14 protein-coding genes are annotated in these 19,602 nt (G+C 61.6%); 7 read left to right on the plus strand and 7 right to left on the minus strand.

Annotated features, from left to right (window positions below; genetic code table 11):
- Window positions 1–66: 66 nt before the first annotated feature.
- A complete protein-coding gene (locus QSK43_RS11150; RefSeq protein ID WP_332303570.1) occupies window positions 67–6,438 on the minus strand; it encodes a hypothetical protein in 6,372 nt (2,123 codons plus the stop codon).
- A 481-nt stretch (window positions 6,439–6,919) separates the two neighbouring features.
- On the opposite strand from QSK43_RS11150, the gene QSK43_RS11155 reads away from it, so the two are divergent.
- Complete coding sequence (locus tag QSK43_RS11155; protein WP_332303493.1) at window positions 6,920–7,288, plus strand: Hpt domain-containing protein; 369 nt, start codon at window positions 6,920–6,922, stop codon at window positions 7,286–7,288.
- Between the two features lie 129 nt (window positions 7,289–7,417).
- On the plus strand, window positions 7,418–7,738 hold the full coding sequence (locus QSK43_RS11160; RefSeq protein ID WP_332303494.1) for a 2Fe-2S iron-sulfur cluster-binding protein: 321 nt from the start codon (window positions 7,418–7,420) through the stop codon (window positions 7,736–7,738).
- A gap of 301 nt (window positions 7,739–8,039) precedes the next feature.
- Here QSK43_RS11160 and QSK43_RS11165 read toward each other — a convergent pair whose 3' ends face one another.
- A complete protein-coding gene (locus QSK43_RS11165) occupies window positions 8,040–8,666 on the minus strand; it encodes a DUF922 domain-containing Zn-dependent protease (RefSeq protein ID WP_332303495.1) in 627 nt (208 codons plus the stop codon).
- Between the two features lie 105 nt (window positions 8,667–8,771).
- On the opposite strand from QSK43_RS11165, the gene folP reads away from it, so the two are divergent.
- The 3 genes from folP to folK all read left to right on the plus strand — a co-directional run bounded on the left by folP (window position 8,772) and on the right by folK (window position 10,596).
- Entirely contained in the window at window positions 8,772–9,632 is an 861-nt protein-coding gene (folP, locus tag QSK43_RS11170) for a dihydropteroate synthase (protein WP_442967824.1), read from the plus strand.
- Window positions 9,633–9,710: 78 nt separating this feature from the next.
- Window positions 9,711–10,076, plus strand: coding sequence for a dihydroneopterin aldolase (gene folB / locus QSK43_RS11175; protein WP_332303496.1), 366 nt, complete (start codon window positions 9,711–9,713; stop codon window positions 10,074–10,076).
- Window positions 10,077–10,080: 4 nt separating this feature from the next.
- Window positions 10,081–10,596, plus strand: a complete 516-nt coding sequence (folK, locus tag QSK43_RS11180) for a 2-amino-4-hydroxy-6-hydroxymethyldihydropteridine diphosphokinase (protein WP_332303572.1) — start codon at window positions 10,081–10,083, stop codon at window positions 10,594–10,596.
- A gap of 14 nt (window positions 10,597–10,610) precedes the next feature.
- Here the strand turns inward: folK and QSK43_RS11185 are convergent, their stop codons facing one another.
- The 4 genes from QSK43_RS11185 to QSK43_RS11200 all read right to left on the minus strand — a co-directional run bounded on the left by QSK43_RS11185 (window position 10,611) and on the right by QSK43_RS11200 (window position 14,463).
- The gene (locus QSK43_RS11185; protein WP_332303497.1) at window positions 10,611–11,171 is read right to left on the minus strand and encodes a hypothetical protein; all 561 of its coding nucleotides are present in this window, start codon (window positions 11,169–11,171) and stop codon (window positions 10,611–10,613) included.
- Between the two features lie 129 nt (window positions 11,172–11,300).
- A complete protein-coding gene (locus tag QSK43_RS11190) occupies window positions 11,301–12,380 on the minus strand; it encodes a YcjF family protein (protein WP_332303498.1) in 1,080 nt (359 codons plus the stop codon).
- On the minus strand, window positions 12,377–13,855 hold the full coding sequence (locus QSK43_RS11195) for a YcjX family protein (protein ID WP_332303499.1): 1,479 nt from the start codon (window positions 13,853–13,855) through the stop codon (window positions 12,377–12,379). The genes QSK43_RS11190 and QSK43_RS11195 overlap by 4 nt, the downstream gene beginning before the upstream one ends.
- Before the next feature lie 131 nt (window positions 13,856–13,986).
- Entirely contained in the window at window positions 13,987–14,463 is a 477-nt protein-coding gene (locus QSK43_RS11200; RefSeq protein WP_332303573.1) for a SixA phosphatase family protein, read from the minus strand.
- 406 nt (window positions 14,464–14,869) lie between these two features.
- Between QSK43_RS11200 and dksA the strand changes: the two genes are divergently transcribed.
- Complete coding sequence (gene dksA / locus QSK43_RS11205) at window positions 14,870–15,289, plus strand: RNA polymerase-binding protein DksA (RefSeq protein WP_045018569.1); 420 nt, start codon at window positions 14,870–14,872, stop codon at window positions 15,287–15,289.
- A gap of 130 nt (window positions 15,290–15,419) precedes the next feature.
- Here dksA and QSK43_RS11210 read toward each other — a convergent pair whose 3' ends face one another.
- Window positions 15,420–16,640: a flagellar biosynthetic protein FliO gene (locus QSK43_RS11210; protein WP_332303500.1), complete on the minus strand. Its 1,221-nt coding sequence runs from the start codon at window positions 16,638–16,640 to the stop codon at window positions 15,420–15,422.
- Window positions 16,641–16,971: 331 nt separating this feature from the next.
- Here QSK43_RS11210 and cckA point away from each other — a divergent pair, with 331 nt between their 5' ends.
- The gene (gene cckA / locus QSK43_RS11215) at window positions 16,972–19,560 is read left to right on the plus strand and encodes a cell cycle histidine kinase CckA (RefSeq protein WP_332303501.1); all 2,589 of its coding nucleotides are present in this window, start codon (window positions 16,972–16,974) and stop codon (window positions 19,558–19,560) included.
- Window positions 19,561–19,602: the final 42 nt, after the last annotated feature.

Consider the following 19,602-nt stretch of genomic DNA (forward strand, 5'->3'; position numbering starts at 1 on the left):
CCCGTCAGTCAAAATGAAAAACCCCGGTCATGACCGGGGTTTTATTGTTTCTACTCAGACCGAAGTTCAGTTGAACCGACCCGCCGCATGGGCAAGCATCGTATAGACCTTGCCGGTATCGGAGGTGAGGTAAGACTGCGTGACGGTCCGGTCGCGGTCCGTGCGCGCCACATCGGCGAGCAGCTTTTCGAAATCGGTGATGTAGCGGTCTACGGCGGTGCGGAATTCGGCTTCCCGCTCGTATTTGCGCTTGATCTCGTCAAACGTCGTCTGGCCCTTCAGGGTGTAGAGGCGGCGGGTGAAGACGTCGCGCTCGCCGCGCTGGTAGCGGCGCCACAGTTCCACCGACGCATCATGGTCGATGGCGCGAGCGATGTCGACGGAGAGCGAGTTCAGCGATTCCACCATATGACGCGGATTGCGTGTGTCGGCCGCGCGGGTCGGCTGTTGCTCGGTACCGCTGCGGGGTGTGGAAGCGGCGGTCGTTTCCTGGCCATCACGCGAGGCGCCGCGCAGAAGATCGCTGATCCAGCCGCCGCCTTCTTCACGGCGTCCGGCGGGAGCCGCAGCCGTCTGGGACGGGGCGGGCGCCTGGCGGTTTTCAACTTGACGGTTTTCGACCTGGCGGTTCTCAAGTGGCAAGGTACCGCGCAAGGCAGGTGCAGGTGCAGGCTGCGGCTGTGCCGGGCGCGGTGGTACCGGAGCGGCTGCTGCCGGCTGCGGACGCGTCTCGACGCGACGCTCTGCGGCTGGCTGGGTCGCGGCAATGGCGCGGGCGACAGGCTCGGAGACTTCCATCTGATGGGATGAACGACCGACAAGCTGGGAAATATCCTGCAAGGCCTTGATCTGCTCGGAAACGGCGCGGCGCATGGCGGCAGCGCTTTCCTTGGCCTCTTCCGGCAGGTCGAACGCGCCGCGCTTCAGCTCCGCGCGGGTCGCGTCCAGCTCGCGGCGGATATCGTGGCTGGAGCGGCGGATCTCGTCCGTCGCGCCGGCAAAGCGGCTGACGGCGTCTTCGACGGCCTGACGCAGCGTTTCCTTGAGGTTCGCTGCGGCGGCATTGGATTTTTCCGATGCGCTGCCGAGCAGGTTGTCGACTTCCGAGAGCGAGGACTCGACGCCGCCGCGCAGGCGGTTGACCAGCTCGTCGGAATATTTCTGCGCGTCGGAGAGCGTGCTTTCAATCGAGCGGCTGGCATCCTGACCGGCGGAGAGCAGGGCGCCCCGCATGGTCTGCGCCGCCGAACGGGCACGCTGTTCGGTCTCGTCGAGCGAGCGGCCGATATCGGTGAAGGATGCCTGCAGATTGTCGCGCAGATTGCCCGCGACGTTCTGCGACCGCTCCTCGGCATCGTTGAGCGTGGTTTCCACGACACTGACGACGCCGCGCATGGCAGTTTCGATTTCCTCGGAGCGCTTGACGAGGCCGACGGACAGGCTGCGAAGCGCGTCCTGACGTTCCTCCAGCGTGCCGACAAGGCTCGATTGCGCCGCATTGAGCAATTCGGACGCCTGGCTCAGCACCTTGGAATGCTCCTCGAAGCGTCCGACGATGCCGGCAACCTGCGCCAGTGTCTGGCCGGAAATATTCGACAGACGGTCGATCTTTCCTTCGAGCAGACGGCTGGAGCTGGACACCATGTCGGCGGCCTGCGAGGCGGATTCGGAGAAGCGGGTCGCAGACACGTTCAGCGCCTCGTCGGCCGTGCCGAATTCCTGTGCGGCGCGCTCGACGGCGGAGTTGAAGTTGGTTGCCGACCGCTCGACGATTTCGGCCATGCTGTTATGGGTCTGCGACAGCATATCCGTGCTCTGGCGGGTGGCGGCGACGAGCTTGTTTGCCACATCGCTGCCGGCACGGGCGTATTTGTCGATACCCTCTTCGACGGCATCCGCCATCGCAGTGTGCGTCTGAGACAGCATGTCCGTGCTCTGGCGGGTTGCCGCGACAAGCTTGCTTGCCGCATCCGTTCCGGCGGTGGCGTAGTCGCTGATCGCCTGCTCCACCATGCCGACCATGCCGCTGTTGCTCTGCGACAGAAGTTCGGCGCTCTGCTGGGCGGCGGAGACGATCTTTTCGGCGGCTTCACGGCCGATGATGGCGTATTCGTCGACCACCGGCTTCGCCTTCTCCTCGATCAGACGCGACAGTTCAGCGGAACGGCTGGCCAGCATCGAGTTGAGTTCGCGGGTGCGGTTGTCCAGCGCCGAGCGAATGGATTCGCCACGCGCATCGAGGGCGGATTCCACACCGGACAGGGTCTCGGAAATGACGCCGACCTGCGAACGCACGACGGCTTCGGCTTCCGCGACCTTGTTGACGATGATGTTGCCCGCCTCGGAGAAGGTCTGGGCGACAGCGGCCGCCTGGCCGGAAAGACGTGTCTGCGCATCCGAGATGCGGTTGACGATCTCGCCGGAACGTTCCTCGATGGCCTTGGTGAATGCCTCGTTCTTTGCCTGCACCTGTTCGGCGAATTCCGACCCGGTTTTCGCCAGCAGGGCGGTGGAGCGAGCTGCTTCCTCGTCGATGCTCTGGGTGGCGGAGGTGACTGCGCCGCGCAGGCCGACCACGAGGTCGCTCGCCTTGCCTTCGATGGTGCGGTTGACGTTTTCGAGGCCGATCGTCAGCGCGCGGTCCATGGTGCCGAGGCGTTCGTCGATGCGGGCCGCGCCGGCATCGAAGGTTTCCGCCAGACGGCCGGTACGGCTTTCGAACGTGTCGGCAACGCGGGTTGCCTGCTCGTCCAGAATACCGGTGATGCGCTGAGCCGCATCGTCGCTGGTGCGGGCAAAGGCGGCCGTTTTGTCTTCCAGCGCATCGGCAAAGCGACGGCCGGCATCCTCGATCGAGGTATTGACGTTGCCGAGATCGCTCGACACGCGCTCTTGCAGCGTACCGAGCGACGTCTCGATGCGCGCGCCGGTCTCGTCGAGCCTGCCCGTGACGCTTCCGATAGAGGTTTCGATCCGCGAGGAGAGCGCATCGGTCGCACCGCCGATTTCGCGGGCGGCTTCACCGATTTTGACGGCGATATCGCCGGCGCTGCTGCGAAGACGCTCTTCCAGCGTCGCCGCGCTGCCGTCAATCGCCTTCTGCAGCGTTTCCTGCTGGGTTTCGAGCGAGAGTTCGAGCATGCTGGCGCTGGATGCGACGGTGGTGCCGATCATCATCGCCTGTTCGGAGAGCATGTCGCCCATCTGGGTCGTGGCCGAACTCAGGGTTGCTGCGAAATCCGCCTGGCGCTGATCGAGCGCGGTGCGGATATCCTCATGCGATTGCGAGAGATTGCTTTCGAGACGGGAAACGCCTTCTTCCACCGTCTGCGCAAAGCGGCTGCTCCCATCTTCCACGACGCTTTCGATGCGGTTGGCCGCACCCGAAACGCTCTGCTCGATCAGGCCGCTATTGCGCTCAAGCGAACCGGCAATGCGCTCAGCCTGCGAACCGAGCATGGTTTCCAGCCGCTCATGGCCGCTGGCAAGCGCGTTCTCAAGCGTGAAGGCGGTCGATTCCAGTCGTTGTCCAACGCCGGCCGCCGCAAGCGAAAGCGAGGCGGTTCTGGCGTCCATGGCCTCGGCGATCCGTTCCTCAACGCCCGAAATCGTCATGTCGAGCGCCATGGTGCGGCTGTCGAGTGCATCGGCAATGCGTTCTTCCGCACCGGAGACGATGCCGGAAAGGGCAGCGGTGCGGCTGTCCAGAGCACCGGCGATGCGGTCTTCAACCCCGGAAACGGCCGTATGAAGGGCGGCGGTGCGACCGTCGAGAATGTCGGCGATCTTTTCCTCGACACCGGAGAAGCTCATATCGAGCGCCAGAGTGCGGCTGTCGAGCACATCCGTGATCCGCTCTTCCGCGCCGGAAACGACGTTTCTGAGGGAGTCCGTGCGGCTGTCGAGCGCGCCGGCAATACGGGTCTCGGCGCCGGCCACCAGCTCGCCAAGGGCTGCGGTGCGCGTGTCGAGCGCTTCGGTGATTTTTTCCTCGGCACCGGAAAACGCCATGTCGAGCGCCATGGTGCGGCTGTCGAGGGCATCTGCGATGCGTTCTTCAGCACCCGAGACGACGGCGTTGAGTGCTGCGGTGCGGCCATCAAGCGTTTCCGCGATACGGGTTTCGGCAACGGCGACCACATCGCCGAAGGTGGCCGTGCGGCTGTCGAGCGCGCCGGCGATCTTCTCTTCGGCGCTTGCGACGATGCCGGTAAGGGCGGAGGTGCGGTTGTCGAGCGTCTCGGACAGTCTTTCCTCGACATTGGCGAAGGTCATGTCGAGCGACAGGGTGCGGCTATCCATCGTGTCGGCGATGCGTTCCTCCACACCGGAAATCGCGCTGGAAAGAGCGGCCGTGCGGCCATCCAGCGTTTCGGCGATACGGTTTTCGGCACCGGACACAACGTCATGCAGGGCGGCCGTGCGGCTTTCCAGCGTATCAGAAATGCGGTCCTCGATGCCGGAAACGGCGCCGGTAATGGCGGCGGCCCGGGTTTCGAGCGTTTCCGACAGGCGGCGCTCGACATCGGCGACGACGCTGTTGATCGCGGCTGCGCGTTCGTCGAGCATCGCGGCAAGGCGTTCCGCCGTACCCGAAACCGAGCCGGTAATGGCCAGCGAACGACTGGCGAGCGCTTCGTCGAACCGGTCCTGGCTGGCCGAAAGCGCGCCGAACAGGGCATTGCTGCGTTCCGCCAGCACACCGTCGATCTTCTCATGCGAACTGGCGAAGGCATCGGTGATTTCAGCGGTACGCTGGCCGATCGCATCGCTGAACGCGCGGGTGCGGGTATCAAGCGCGCTTTCGAGCATTTCCTGGCCGGTGCCCAGCGCGGTTGCGAGCGCAAGCGACTGGTCGGTCATCGTGGTGCCGATCCGCTCCAGACCGCTGGCCATCAGGCTGTCGAGGGCTTCGGAGCCGCCGGCAACGGTTTCGTTGATCCGGGCGAGGCTTTCCATCAGCTTGCTGTCGAGGCTGCCTGCGCGCTGGTCGAAGGCGCTGGCGAATTCCGCCACCTGTTCGTCGAAAGCGGAGTTGACCTGGCCGACCGTCGCCTGCAACCGTTCCTCGTAGAGGCCGGAGCGAAGATCGAGATCCATGATCGCATCGTCCGCCGTGCTTTGCAGGCTCTGGCGGAAGGAGAGGCCTTTTTCCTCAAGCGTCGTCGAAAGCTTGTCGAGCACGGTATCGAGCGAACCGCCGATGATCTGCTGACCGCGATCTATATTGCGGTTGAGTTCAAGCGTGCGCGTGGACAGCGTTTCGTTGAGCTGGCGGGTACGTTCCTCCAGCGCGCTGTTGAGGCTCTCCGCGCCGCTATCCAGCGTCGAGGCATGGATGGCAAACCGTTCGAGCAGCACTTCGCCGCGCTCGTCCAGCGTCGAGGTGAGATTGTGCAGGCGCATGTCGAATTCGCTCGACAGGGTCGAGCCGGAGGAATTCAGTGCCTGAAGTAGGTTTTCGGTCTTGGCGGCGATCAGGCTGCCCATGGCTTCGGTGGAAGCACGCGATTTTTCCAGCAATGCGGCCGAGCGCGTGTCGATCATCGAGGCGAAAGCCTCGCCGGAGGTGGCAAGCCGCATCGACAGCTCTTCGCCGACGATGGAAAGCTCTTCCTTGATCTGTTCCTGTGCGCCGACGATCGAGGAGCGGATGCGCTCCGCATGGTTGACGATGGCGTCGCGCTCGGCGGACAGTTCCTGCACGAGGCTGCGCACGCGCGTTTCGTTGTCGGCATAGCTGCGCTCAAGCGCGTTGACTTCCGAATGGACGAGGGTTTCGAGTTCCGTCGCTCGCGCGATGGTGCGCTCGATGCCGTCGTTCATGGCCGAAACTTCGCGGCGAACCGCCTGGCCGACGGACATGATCCGGTCGGACGCGATGGTTTCGGGCTCTGCAAGACGAAGGGCGACTTCGGCCATGGACCGGGCGGCGTTGCGCAGGTCACGGGCACGCGCCATCATGATCGCGAAGGCGAAGAACAGCATGACTGGAACGACGATGCCGACGACGATCGCCATCAGGCCGGGGATTGCGGTGAGGTCGGCAAGCGAGCCGATGTTCCACAGCGCATTGCCATAGATAAGGTGCGCGACGCCAAGACCGCCAAACGCCCAGATCACCGACATGATCGTCGCGTTTCTGAGTGCGCCGGCGATGGAGCTGCCTTCGAGCGATTTCAGGATCATGGCCGGGCTGCGCTTGGAGCCGTCATTGGCCGCCTCGAGATTGGGCGATTTGGGTGCCTGTTCGGCAGGCGCACGCGCGGCCTCGGGAGCAGGGGTCTGTCTGACTTCCTTCAATCTGGCCTCCGGCGGCTTTGGCGCTGTGGTTTTCCGCGATTCCGGCTTGTCTTCGAAAGCGCCGAGCTGCAAGGCGTCTTCCAACGCCTGAAATGCGGTCTCGTCGACAGAGTCGCTGATCTTGTTATTCGCCATGCGGTTACGCCTCGTTACACATACGCCCGGCTTCATGCCGTTCGACCACTTGCGACGCGCAAGCGGACTGCCGCCATCATGCCGGCGGAAAATTATTCCCGTGAAGGAGAACAATTCCGCCATTTACCAAATCCCGAATGCTGGTGATCCAGCTTTCGGGCGAAATTACATCACTGTGCCGCAATAACAAAGCTTGAGCTTAAGCCTTATCGGGACGGCAGTACCGTAGTGACACATTTAGGTGTTCGAAACAATTAATGCGGGTTTGCGACGGTAGCGAAGTGTCGGCTTTTTAACAGTTTTTAAACCTGAGTTTCGCGCTGAACGCCTTGTTTCGTATAAGTTTAACATAAATTAACCATAGCAGAAGATTTTCGCCCGCGTCACGCCGTAATTTAAGCCGATAGCACCGTCTTCAATGCGTAAATACGACACAGATGTGACACGAAACAGGAAACGGCGAGACAAAGGAATTTCAGAAATGGCAGCGGTCAGTATTGCTTTCGAGGCTCCGGATAATTGTGGTGGTGCGCCGGCCGCCGGTACAAGGCCTATCGATTTCGATCATCTCGCCCGGCAGACGATGGGCGACAAGGAACTGGAAATCGAGGTTCTGCAACTCTTCAGTCGTAACGCCCGTGCTGCCCTGCATGAAATGGCCGGTGCTGACGACAAGACCGTGAGGGCAACCGCCCACCGTCTGAAGGGCGCAGCGCAAGCCATCGGCGCGTCTGCCGTGTCGACGGCTGCGGCAACGGTAGAGGACAAGGGCAACGACAGCGCGGCCATCGCCAGGCTCGCTGCGGCCATTGTCGAAGCGGAAAACTTCATCCTCAAGCTCTGCCGCTAAGACGGATCCCATCAAATTTACCATTTTGCGGGGCCGGTTGCGCCTGGCGGCCTTGAAGCGGGTTGCCAAGCCGAACCGGCCTTTCTATGTGTTTAGAACAGTTCTTAGATCACTATTTTGGATTCCGGCATGACAAAACTGACCATCGTTACCTTTGACGGCACGCCCCATGAACTCGATGTGAGCAACGGTTCCACCGTCATGGAGAATGCCGTGCGCAACTCCATTCCCGGCATCGATGCGGAATGCGGCGGCGCCTGCGCCTGTGCGACCTGTCATGTCTATGTGGACGACGCATGGTCTGAACGTGTCGGTGGACCCGAACCGATGGAAGAGGACATGCTGGATTTCGCCTTCGAAGTGCGTCCCACCTCGCGTCTTTCCTGTCAGATCAAGATGAAGGACGAGCTTGACGGTCTTGTCGTTCACGTTCCCGAACGCCAGGGCTGATAACACTCCGCATTGCACGCCACAGAAAAAGCCCCGCTCACCTGTTAGCGGGGAGCGGGGCGAGGCGGGTACGCAGCATGCAGGCGAGGGAGGAAACACCTGCGAGCCCTCAAGTGCGCACCGGGAGAACCGGAGGCGGTTTCGAACGCCGGACCCGCTGCGGGTCCCCACCGTTCCAAACCGTACGAACAAGCTACAATGAGTCTCGTCGATGGCACCATGGCGAGAAGTCACGGGTGATATCGGACATGCCGTAACGTCATGTTCGCGTTGCGCAATGCGTCTACGGGAAAAATGCGGCTCAGCGCCGGTGCTGGCCCTGTTCGATCCGGTTCTTCAAAAGCCGGGTCATGCGCGCATCGAAATTTCTCGATTCCACCACATCGAAACGCAACTGATCCCTGTCATGCTCGTCCATGACGGTCTGGGTGATCTTGCCGACCATTTCCTGCAGCGTTTCGCAGTTTTTTTGCGGGCGAAGCGCCGTCAATTGCCTTTCGAGCGAGCGGGCATGGGTACGGGCGATTTCCGCGTGCCGTTCCTCGTGGCGCTTGATATCGGCCAGCAGCGTATCCCAGATGAAGGCCAGTTCCGCCGTAGTGCGGCGACGGTTTTTCCATTGCGGCAGGAGGATGCGGGTGTTCAGCACCACCTTGGTGGTTCCGACGCTGCACAGGCCGTTTTTTTCGACATAGGTGAGTTCGCCGCCGAATTTGATCTCGGTGGCCCCTGGATGGCGCGCGCCGGTGTTGCGCGTCAGCGGACCGTGCTTGGAAAGCTGCCTGTCGAGGTCGGCGGCGGTTTTGCCGCTGATCGAAAAATAGGAATAGGTCTTGCGCACGATGGTTTCGGAAAAAGCTGATCCGGGCATGGAAAGGACCACTGCGCCAGCGAAAACGGCGCAAAGAGCACGTGATGATATGGTCATGACCCGGCCTTCCGGTTGAACTTGAAAAACGTTTGCTGCATAGGCGGAGCGGAACTTATAAGAATTGGCATAACACTCCGTATATTCCCGAAAGGCGCGTGTTACGTGATAACAGCCGGCAGCAATGTGTGGCAAGCGGCCCATGGTCGCTCCCTGAAACTTGATGGACGTGGCCGTATTATGGCCATCGTCAATGCGACGCCCGATTCCTTTTCGGATGGCGGCCGTTATCTCGCCGTCGATGCGGCTTTTTCCCATGCGCTGACCTGCGTGGAGGAGGGCGCGGATATCATCGATATCGGCGGCGAATCCACCCGCCCTGGCGCGGCCGGGGTGACGCAGGGCGAGGAACAGGACCGGGTACTGCCGGTCATCGAGAGGCTTCGCCGCGAGACGGACGTTCTGATTTCCGTCGATACCTACCGCGCATCGACGGCGAGGCTGGCGATCGCGGCGGGCGCGCACATCGTCAACGATGTCTTCGGCCTGCAGAAGGATGGGGAGATGGCCGGCGTGATCGCGGCTGCGCGCGCGGGCGTCTGCATCATGCATACCGGTCGCGACAGGCAAAAGCGTGCTGATGTCATCGAGGATCAGTTCGAATTCCTCAATCACTCGCTTGATATCGCCGAGGATGCGGGCATTGCCCGTGACGCCATCGTGCTCGATCCGGGTTTCGGTTTTGCCAAGGATGAGCGTGAAAATGTCGAGCTGATGGCGCGCTTCGGTGAACTTGCCGCTTTCGGCCTGCCGGTTCTGGCCGGTACGTCGCGCAAGCGTTTCATCGGGTCGCTGACGGACAGGGATGCGGCCGAGGAACGCGATATCGGAACAGCAGCGACGACAGTGATCCTCAGGCTGGCGGGTGCCGCGATTTTTCGCGTCCATAATGTCGCCGCGACACGCGATACGCTGGCAATCGCCGATGCGGTTCTTGCCAAAGCGTCGGCAAGGCCCGATGCATAGATCAACAAGTGCCGGAACGCCGCACGCCGAAAAAGGCACGGCGTTTTGGCGAAACACCCCCGCCATGGAGGCGATGCGATGAGCCGCTATACCATCATTCTGAAAAACTGTTCTTTTTTCGCCCGTCATGGTCTTCTCGAGCAGGAGGAGGTGCTGGGCCAGCGCTTTTTCGTCGATGCCGAGATGGAAGTTGAAGCGGGTAACGCTCTGGAAACCGACGATATCGAAAATACCGTCGATTATGGCGTCGCTTTCGCCGTCATCGAAAAGATCGTCGTCGGCCAGCGCCGTTACCTGATCGAAGCTTTGGCGAACGATATCTGCAAGGCTCTGCGTGCACGCTATCCGCAGATCGTCTGGCTGCGGATCACGGTGCGCAAACCTTCCGCACCCGTTCCCGGTATTCTCGATTATGCGCAGGTGAGTGTTGAACACCGTGCCTGACAGGATGAAAGTCGCCGCATTGGGTCTGGGCGGCAATATCGGCGATCCGGCCGCCGCGATGGCCAGAGCCCTGCGCGAATTGGATGCGCATGAGGATTGCCGTGTGCTGGCCGTCTCCGGGCTTTACCGCACGCCGCCCTGGGGCAAGACGGATCAGGCGGATTTCTTCAATTGCTGCGCGCTGGTCGAAACTTCGCTCACAGCACCCGCGCTGCTGCAATTATGCCTCGACATCGAAAAGGGTATGAAGCGGGTGAGGACGGAACGCTGGGGACCCCGCACCATCGATATCGACGTGCTGACCTATGGTGATGATGTTCTCGTAACGGAAAGCATCGAAGTGCCGCATCCGCGCATGACGGAGCGCGCTTTCGTGCTCATGCCGCTCGCCGACATTGCGCCGGATCTTCAAATCAGGGGCAAGTCTGTAGGCGAGTGGCTTCAGAAGGCGGATAAAACCGGCATCGTCAGCGCAAACGAAAAACGGGAGTGGTGGACACTCCCGCTCGGTGATGGGTGAGAAGTCCGTAGCTCTTACGGCTTGATCGAACCGACGGCCATCTGGTCGATGTCGCGCGCCAGCGTCATGCCGATCACCGGGATCATCTGGTCGGCGACCTTGACGGAAATGGTGATGTTCATCGAATTGTCGTTCGAGACACGGGCAACCATGGCGCCGTTGAGCTTGGAGCGATTGATGCCGACAACGACCTTGTCGCCGCTGACCTGCCCGGAAATGATATCCAGTCCCTTGCCTTCGGCGCCGTCAAGGAACTTGCCCTCGTAGCTGCTGCCCTTCTGGCTGATGACGGCGGACATGGGCTGGCTGAAGACGCCGACGCGGCAGGTGCCGCCGAGCTTGATACCGGTCTGCTTGTCTGCGAGCGGCTCGCCCGTCAGGTCGCAGGTGAATTTTGTGCCCTTGTATTTGCCGGCGACGATTTCGCCCGGGCCTTTCCAGCTTCCGGCAACGGAGCGGAAAAACACGTCGTCGCGATCGCGCGATGCGGCATGGACGTCAGACATGCCGAAGCCGCCACTGACGGACAATATGGCGGCAAGTCCGCCCACAAGCGAAAAGAAGCGCGAATACATGATACTTTCCCCGGCGAAGAAGCCTGTTCGATGAGTGCTAATCTACCGGCGGAATGGTTAATGCTTGGTTTATTTCGCCCCAATTTGCGGCTTCGTCCGTAACCTTTTGATCCGCATATGCCCGGTGGATCAGGCCTTTCCACCGGTTTTTCCGCCACCCAGATCGGGCGTCAGGTCGGACATGAAGTCGCCGATCCCCGGTCGCTTCACCGCCTTGAACGGCAGCGGACGGCACAGATCCATCGCTGCGATACCGATTCGCGCCGTCATCAGGCCGTTGATGACGCCTTCGCCCAGACGCGCGGAGAGTTTCGAGGCGAGCCCGTGGCCGAGCACCTGCTGGGCAAGCCCGTCACCGACGGCGATCGACCCCGTGACGGCGAGATGGGCGACGACGTCCCGCAACAGCCGCAGCATGCCGAGCGTGCCGGGGCGGCCGCCATAAAGTTCCGCCATGGCCCTGACCAGCCTCGTCACCTCGAACAAGACATAGGCGAGATCGACCACCGCGCGCGGGCTGACGGCGGTGACGACGGAGACGCGCTTGGAGGAATTGAGGATCAGCGCCCGCGCCTGCCGGTCAAGCGGCACCAGCAATTCGCGCTCGGCAAGCTCGATCAGATGCGGGCCGTCGATTACGTCGTTTTCGGTTTCCTTCAGCGCAGCGCGCCCCTTCGCGGTTTCGGCGCGGTGGGAAAGAACGGCATTGAGGCGGGCAATGATGGCGCGCGCGGGTTTAGGGCTCTTGTCGAGGCTCGCCGTCTCCGCATCGGCCTTTAGGGATTGCACGGCGTTGAGCCGCATGATGCCGAAGACTTCCCGTCCAACGAGAACGAGGACGGCAACAAGCGCCACGACGAGGGCGATGCTCGCCGTGTAACCCAGCCAGTCGGAGCGGGAAAAGAGGTTGCGGATGAGCTGATCCGCCCAAAGGCCGAAGGCGAGCGAAAACAGCACGCCAATCGCCCCGAGCGCGACCTTGCCGAAGGAGAAGCGGCCCTTTTTTGGTGTCGCCACCGGCAACGCGGCAGCATCGATTGCTTCCGGCGCCAGAAACGGGTCTTCCTCGTCAGGCGTCAGTGAAATCTCGGCGTCGAAGCTGCGTGGCGCGCGTTTCTGCGCGGCGGAGGCCCGTGCCGTCTCTTCGGTCTCGAGCGTGAAAGCCGCCGGTCGGCGTGTCTGCGGATCGTTTGGTGTGGGAACCTTCATGCGAGCTTGTCTCCAAACAGGAACTGCATGGCGCGGTCGAGCCTTATGTGGGGAACGGAAAGCCGGATGCCGCCGCTGCCCGGCTCGTCGATATCCGGCGGGCGGAAACGCACGACGTTGACATCGGGCAACGTTGCCTTGTCGCCATCCCTGTCAATGCCGAGGAAAAGCGGCTCTGGATCTTCCGGCAGGTCGCCGGGAAAGATCGCCGTCTTGCGGTTGCCGTCGAAGGTCTCGCCATTGATGGTCTCACCGGCCATCGGCGTGCCGACGATGACCGGAAGGTCGTGACCGTCCTGCCGCGCGGTCGCTTCCCGTGTGGCGCGCACGGAAGCCAGCGCCATGACCTCAATGCCCGCGCCATTCATGCCGATGGTGGTAATGGCACGATCCACCAGACGGCGCGTCAGCCGCTCCAGCCGGTCATGGCTTTCGTGGTGCAGGTGGTCGGCCTTGGTGGCGGCGATCAGCACCTTGTCGATGCGGCGGCCGATGAGCGACGACAGCAGGCTGTTGGTGCCGGGGCGGAAACAGGCGAGAACGTCGCCCAGCGCCCGCTCCAGATCCTGCACCGCCTCCGGGCCGCGATTGACCGCCTGAAGCGTATCGATCAGCACGATCTGCCGGTCGAGACGGGCGAAATGCTCGCGGAAGAAGGGTTTGACCACGATCGACTTGTAGGCGTCGTAGCGCCGTTCCATCATGGCGCGCAGCGATCCCTTCGGCGCTTTCTCATCTGTCAGGCCCGGCAGCGGTGCGAAGGTCAGCGCCGGTGATCCTTCCAGATCGCCCGGCATCAGCAGACGGCCCGGCGGCAGCGTGGACAGGGAACGCTCGTCGGATTTGCAGGCCTTGAGGTAGGCGGCAAAACTTTCGGCGAGGCGGCGCGCCGTCATTTCATCGGCGGGCGCGTTGATATCGAGCGAGGCGGCGATGGCCAGCCATTCGCGCGCCAGCTCGGCGCGAATACCGTTTTCAGCCAGCGCGGCGGTGTTGTCGCTGAACTGTTTGTAGTCCTGCGACAGAAGCGGCAGGTCGAGCAGCCATTCGCCGGGATAGTCGACGATATCGATGGAAAGCTTGCCTGCGGAAAACCATCGTCCCCAGCCGCTGGCGCTCTGGTAATCGAGCGTGATCCTGAGTTCCGAGATCGCGCGTGTCGAATCCGGCCAGAGCCTGTCGCGCACCAACGCCTGAATATGATCCTCATATTGGAAACGGGGAATGGCGTCGTCCGGCTGCGGCTCCAGACGCACATTCGAGACGCGCCCGGACCGCATGGCCTCGAACATTGGCAGACGGCCGCCATTCAGGAGATTGTGGACGAGGGAGGAAATGAAAACCGTCTTGCCCGCCCGCGAAAGGCCGGTGACGCCAAGCCGCAATGTCGGATGGGTGAGGCTGCTCGCGCGGTCAGCAAGATTATCGAACGCGATGAGCGCACTGTCCGTCAGGGACGTAAGAGAAGGCGGCAATGGCAATTTCCCGGCTGTGTTTCACGATCACGATTGCAATATAGGACGGCGCAGCTGCCCAAAAAAGAAGCGCGGCGGCGGATTTTCAACGACATCGCTTTCAGCAGCCTGCCAGTTGCCCGCTACAGTCGCTACTTGCCGGGTGAGAGGAAATCGACGAGCCGCCAGTGATTCTTGCCATTGCCGGCGCTGTCGTCACGGTCAAGCACGGCAAGCCCCGATGTCGGAAAACCGGAAGGCAGCGCGGCGTGCAGCAAGTCTTCGCCGATCATCGCCTCCAGCGTCGCCTCCATGGTGGGATTGTGCCCGACCAGCATTACCGACCCCACATCCGTTTGTGCGTCGATGAGGGAGAGATAGGTTTCGCTGCGCGCATTGTACATCTCGTCGACATAGGCGATGTCGATGCCCTCGTTGAAGGCTCGTTGCCAGGCTTGCGTGGTCTGCCGGCAGCGTGCTGCCGTGGAGGATAAAAGCATGTCGGGGCGGTAGTGCCGGTCTGCGGCAAGATCGGCGATGATCTCCGCCTCGGCAAAACCAGCCTCGTTCAATCCTCGGTCGAAATCGCGCTCTCCCGGCGCCGCCCAGGCGGCCTTGGCATGGCGCAGAAGATAAACTCGCTTCGGGGGAGAATCTGTCAAGGGCACGGACCGGCGTTCGAAACTCTAAAGCATGTCGCGCCGAAGTGTGCAGCGGTTTTGCGACGAGGACATGCGACGAAACAAAAGCTTAAAGCGTGCGGCGCGAATCTGAAAGATCGCGACACGTTTAAGCCACGCCTGGAATGCTACAGGATAGGATCGCTGCACCGCAAGTCCTCTTTCCTGTTGGCAAGTCGCATTGAAGTGATCGAAGAACAGATCGTGCCTACGCCAATAAAGGATAAAAATTAGTCATTTAGATGATTTTTGTGTCAGTTTTAAAAATGCCCGAAAACCGATCTGTAGACTTGAACCGGCCTATATCATTGGAGTATACACCGCCGCATTGAGATGTTCTTCGAGGAGAATCGCGTTGAGTGAGAAGATCGATCTTAGCAAATATGTACTCTCGGAAGACGACGAGTTCATGAATGCCAGCCAGCGTGCCTACTTCCGCGCGAAGTTGGTCGCCTGGAAAAATGACATCCTGAGAGAAGCGCGTGAGACCCTTGGACATCTCGCCGAAGAAAGCGCCAATCATCCCGACCTAGCAGACCGGGCCTCTTCCGAAACAGACCGGGCGATCGAGCTTCGCGCCCGAGACCGCCAGCGCAAGCTGATTTCCAAAATCGATGCCGCCCTTCAGCGGATCGATGACGGCACCTACGGTTACTGTGAGGAAACGGGCGAGCCAATCGGCCTCAAGCGTCTGGACGCCCGCCCGATAGCGACCCTGTCCATCGAGGCACAGGAACGTCACGAGCGCCGTGAAAAGGTCTACCGCGACGAATAATGCGGGACGTTGTTCCGGTCGCTGCGGCGAACCGGCCAACGAACAGGACGGAAATGACAAAGGGCACGGAACTGTTTCCGTGCCCTTTTTTTCTGTTTTGAATATCTGGGTGCGGAAAGGCGAGAACCCGTCAGCGGTCACGGGTGACGGAAAGCTCGCCGAAAATACGCGCCATTTCCTTCTGCATATCGCCATCCGGCGTAGCGCCGGTCACGGGCGGCGAGACAGGTTCGGTTTTTGGCTGTTTTTCCGTAGCAGTGGCGATTGCCTGTTCGTTATCCGCCTCCTTGCTCTTGGCGATTTCCGCTTCGAGAAAGCTTTCGAAATCGCTGGCAAGGTCATCGGAAAATTTCGGCTCCGCGTCAGCGGAGGCGACGGCCGGATTTTCGGCCTTCGGCGCAAAAGGTGAAGGCGGTGTGTTTTGTCCCGGTTTCAGGCCCGGCAGAACCCGTTCCCGCGCGGCGTCCAGAAAATCTGCGGCAACCGATTGGTCGACGACCGGTTCCCGCGCGGCAAAAATCTGTGATGCCGTGGGCCGTTCTTCCGGCACCGCTGCCGACACGGGAACGGGCGGTGCAGCCGGCACTGGCGCGAAGGGTTCGGCACGCCTCTGTTCCGCTCTTTCGGCGGGCATGTCGAGTGATGCGGCGGCAAGCGGCAAAACGGTGGCCGCCGGGGCAGATGCGGGTGCCGGTGCCGGCACGGGACGAGCGATTTCCCTTTCCGGTGCGGCCGGTCTGGCTGGTGCAGCGGTTTCGCGCGCGGCGAAGGGTGTGGATACGGGTTGCGGCGGTGTTGACGGGCGCGGCGGCAGCGACGCGGCAGGCGCTGGAGCCGGGCGTGCGGCCGGGGCGGGCGGTTCCGGCCGCTGCGGCTGCTTTACGGGCTCTTCCGGCACGGAAGCTGGAATTGCCGCCGCAACGGGCTGTTGCGGCAAGGCGGCGCGATTCTCCCGAGGGATCGGCGGTTCGGCTCTTTTCGTTTCGCTTTCCTGACGCGGCAGCGCCCGCAGTTCTGCCTCCTGCGGCTCGCGCACATCCCTGACGATCGGGATCGCGCCAATGCCGCTCTCGATGACGATATCGGTCGGACCGCCGATCATGACCAGATGTTCGACATTGTCGCGACGCACCAGCACCAGACGGCGACGGGCGTCCACGGCGGTTGCGTCAAGAACCTGCAGGCGCGGTTGCCGGTTGCGGCCGCCGCGAATAAAGGGGGCCGCGCCGCCACGCCTGCGTACGATCCAGAGAGCGATCGCCAGAATGAGCAGAGCCAGGCCGACGCCGACAACGGCGACGATGAGATTGTTTCCATAGGTGCCGATAAAATCTTCCATCATGGAGATCATCCCTTCAGATTTTTTCGGGCAATTAATATTGCCGTGGTTCTTATAATGTGAACGTAAAGCAGGAAAAGACGATTTTTTTAGGCGCGATACAAGGTTTATCCACCTTCATCCCATTGAAACGCAAAACCGGTTGGCGCGCTTTCGGTTCCCTCATAGCCCGAAAGGGCGGCGCATTGTGCCTTTCGGACCGTTTCTCTGTGCGTTTTTAAGCCTTTGTGTCCCAGCGGAGCTTTTTGATGTTCAAGCGAGTTGCTACAAGAAATTCTGCTGCCTGATTCCGTAGAGGAAACGCGGCTGACCGAATTATGACCTGCGGGACTGCGAGGCCAAGATGACACGGGTGCGCGAGACAAGCGACAACGACCTTCCGCTGGTGGACAGGCGTGCCCGTTCCGGCACGGTCCTGCGGATTCTGCTTCTGGCGCTGGTGTTGATCGCGGCGGCTGCCGCCTTCGTTTATTTCAAGGATTCGCTCGAAAACGAAATTGTGCTCGGCATTCTCGGCGTGCTGGCGATGATGGGCATCTTTTTTCTGGTGTCGTCGATCATCGGTTTCATCGAGGTCATGCCGCAGTCGCAATCGGACGGGCTTGCCCGCCGTTTCCTGTCGGCCCACCCGGAAGGCACGCTGATCACCGATGCCAAGGGGCATATGATCTACGCCAACGCCACCTATTGCCGCATGAGCGGCACCACGAAGGCGAGCGATATCCAGAGCCTCGAGACATTGTTGTCACGCAGCCGGGAATCGACGGAGGCGCTTTATCGCCTTATCAATGTTCTGCGGGAAGGCCGCGACGGTTACGAGGAATTCCGGCTGCTGAAGCCGCTGGGAGATGTCGCAAGCGCCGGGCCGCACTGGTACAGGCTCAAAGGGCGGGTGCTGAAGGATGCGGGCGGCGAGGCGCTGCACGTCTTCCAGATCGCCGATATCACGCCGGAGCGTGAAGATCAGGAGCGCTTCTTCCGCGAATTGCAGAACGCCATCGATTATCTCGACCATGCGCCGGCCGGTTTCTTTTCCGCCGGCCGCAAGGGCGAGATCGTTTATCTGAACGCTACCCTGTCCGAATGGCTCGGCATCGATCTCGCGCAGTTTTCTCCCGGCTCGATGACGGTTTCCGACATCATCGCCGGCGAGGGCATGGCGCTGATCGAGTCCGTCCATCCGCAGGGCGCGGCCAAGCGCACCGAAATCCTCGATCTCGATATGCGCCGCGTCAACGGCCAGAGCATGCCGGCCCGGCTCGTGCATCAGGTCACCTTGAAGGACGGCGCGCCGGGTGAGAGCCGGACGATCGTTCTGATGCGCCCGAAGGGGCAGGTGGATACGGAATCCTCCTCCGCCATGCGCTTCACCCGTTTCTTCAACAATACGCCGATGGCGATTGCCTCGCTCGACGGCGACGGCCGCATCCTGCGCATCAACGCGCCGTTCCTCAAGCTGTTCTCCGGCGTTGTCGGACGTGACGATATCGATCGCGGTGTGGCTCTCGAAACTGTCCTCCACGACAATGAGAAACCCAGGCTCGAGCAGGCGCTGGCTGAAGCGAAGGATCGGCAGGGCGACATCGCGCCGTTCGATTCCCGCCATCCGAGCGACGAGGGCCGGCATTTCCGTTTCTACGTCAACGCCGTCATCGATCAGGACGATGAGGCGCCGGAAGAGGTGGCGATTGTCTATGCCATCGAGGTGACGGAGCAGAAGGCGCTCGAAACGCAGATGGCGCAGACGCAGAAGATGAACGCTGTCGGCACGCTGGCGGGCGGCATCGCCCACGATTTCAACAATGTGCTGACCGCCATCCTGCTGTCGTCCGACCATCTGCTTTTGCAGGCGCGGCCCGCAGATCCGAGCTTCGCCGACCTGATGGAGATCAAGCGCAACGCCAACCGCGCTGCAGTTCTGGTGCGCCAGCTCCTCGCTTTCTCTCGCAAGCAGACGATGCGCCCGGCGATCCTCAATCTGACCGACGTCATCGGCGATCTGCGCATGCTGGTCGACCGCCTGATCTCCGGCACCAACGTCAAGCTGGAAGTGGATTACGGCCGCGATCTCTGGCCGGTGAAGACCGACCTGTCGCAATTCGAGCAGGTGCTCATCAATCTTTGCGTCAATGCGCGTGACGCCATGCCGGAAGGCGGCAAGATCACCGTCCGGACGCGAAACGTCGAGGCGAAGGAAGTCGCCGCGCTTGGTCGACCCGAATTCCCGGCGGAAGACATGGTCATGATCGAAGTCGCCGACAACGGAACCGGCATTCCGCCTGAGATCATGGACAAGATCTTCGAGCCGTTCTTCACGACCAAGGACGTCGGCAAGGGCACCGGTCTCGGTCTGTCGATGGTTTATGGCATCGTCAAGCAGTCCGGCGGCTACATCTATCCCGAATCGGAAGTGGGCAAGGGAACCGCGTTCCGCATCTACCTGCCGCGTCATGTGGTGGAGATCGTGCACGTTCCGGGCCAGCTGCCCGGCGAAGCGGCACTCGCCCCGGTGGCTCTGCCCGAACCGGTGAAGGAAGAGCCGCTCGATCTGACCGGCAACTCCGCCGTCGTCCTTCTGGTGGAGGACGAGGAGGCGGTGCGGCGCGGCGGCAAGCGCATGCTGGAAACCCGAGGTTATACCGTTCACGAGGCGGGTTCCGGTGTCGAGGCGCTGGAAGTGATGGAAGAACTGGAAGGCAAGGTCGATATCGTCGTGTCCGATGTCGTGATGCCGGAAATGGACGGTCCGTCGCTCCTCAGGGAACTGCGCAAATCCTATCCTGATCTGAAATTCATCTTTGTTTCGGGTTATGCCGAGGATGCCTTTGCGAAAAATCTGCCGGCGGACGCCAAGTTCGGCTTCCTGCCGAAACCCTTCTCCCTGAAGCAGCTGGCGATCGCCGTTCGCGAAATGCTCGACAACAAGGAATGATGGCGGATGGCGTGGGTGGTGGAAGCCGGGCCGCCATGCCGC

Origin of the sequence: Rhizobium sp. GR12, assembly GCF_036596185.1 — a bacterium.
Classification (GTDB): domain Bacteria; phylum Pseudomonadota; class Alphaproteobacteria; order Rhizobiales; family Rhizobiaceae; genus Agrobacterium; species Agrobacterium nepotum.

Coding starts and splice junctions, on each gene's coding strand:
- QSK43_RS11150 (WP_332303570.1), bottom strand. CDS start 6,438: ATGGCGAATAACAAGATCAGCGACTCTGTCGACGAGACCGCATTTCAG.
- QSK43_RS11155 (WP_332303493.1), top strand. CDS start 6,920: ATGGCAGCGGTCAGTATTGCTTTCGAGGCTCCGGATAATTGTGGTGGT.
- QSK43_RS11160 (WP_332303494.1), top strand. CDS start 7,418: ATGACAAAACTGACCATCGTTACCTTTGACGGCACGCCCCATGAACTC.
- QSK43_RS11165 (WP_332303495.1), bottom strand. CDS start 8,666: ATGACCATATCATCACGTGCTCTTTGCGCCGTTTTCGCTGGCGCAGTG.
- folB (WP_332303496.1), top strand. CDS start 9,711: ATGAGCCGCTATACCATCATTCTGAAAAACTGTTCTTTTTTCGCCCGT.
- folK (WP_332303572.1), top strand. CDS start 10,081: ATGAAAGTCGCCGCATTGGGTCTGGGCGGCAATATCGGCGATCCGGCC.
- QSK43_RS11185 (WP_332303497.1), bottom strand. CDS start 11,171: ATGTATTCGCGCTTCTTTTCGCTTGTGGGCGGACTTGCCGCCATATTG.
- QSK43_RS11190 (WP_332303498.1), bottom strand. CDS start 12,380: ATGAAGGTTCCCACACCAAACGATCCGCAGACACGCCGACCGGCGGCT.
- QSK43_RS11210 (WP_332303500.1), bottom strand. CDS start 16,640: ATGATCTCCATGATGGAAGATTTTATCGGCACCTATGGAAACAATCTC.
- cckA (WP_332303501.1), top strand. CDS start 16,972: ATGACACGGGTGCGCGAGACAAGCGACAACGACCTTCCGCTGGTGGAC.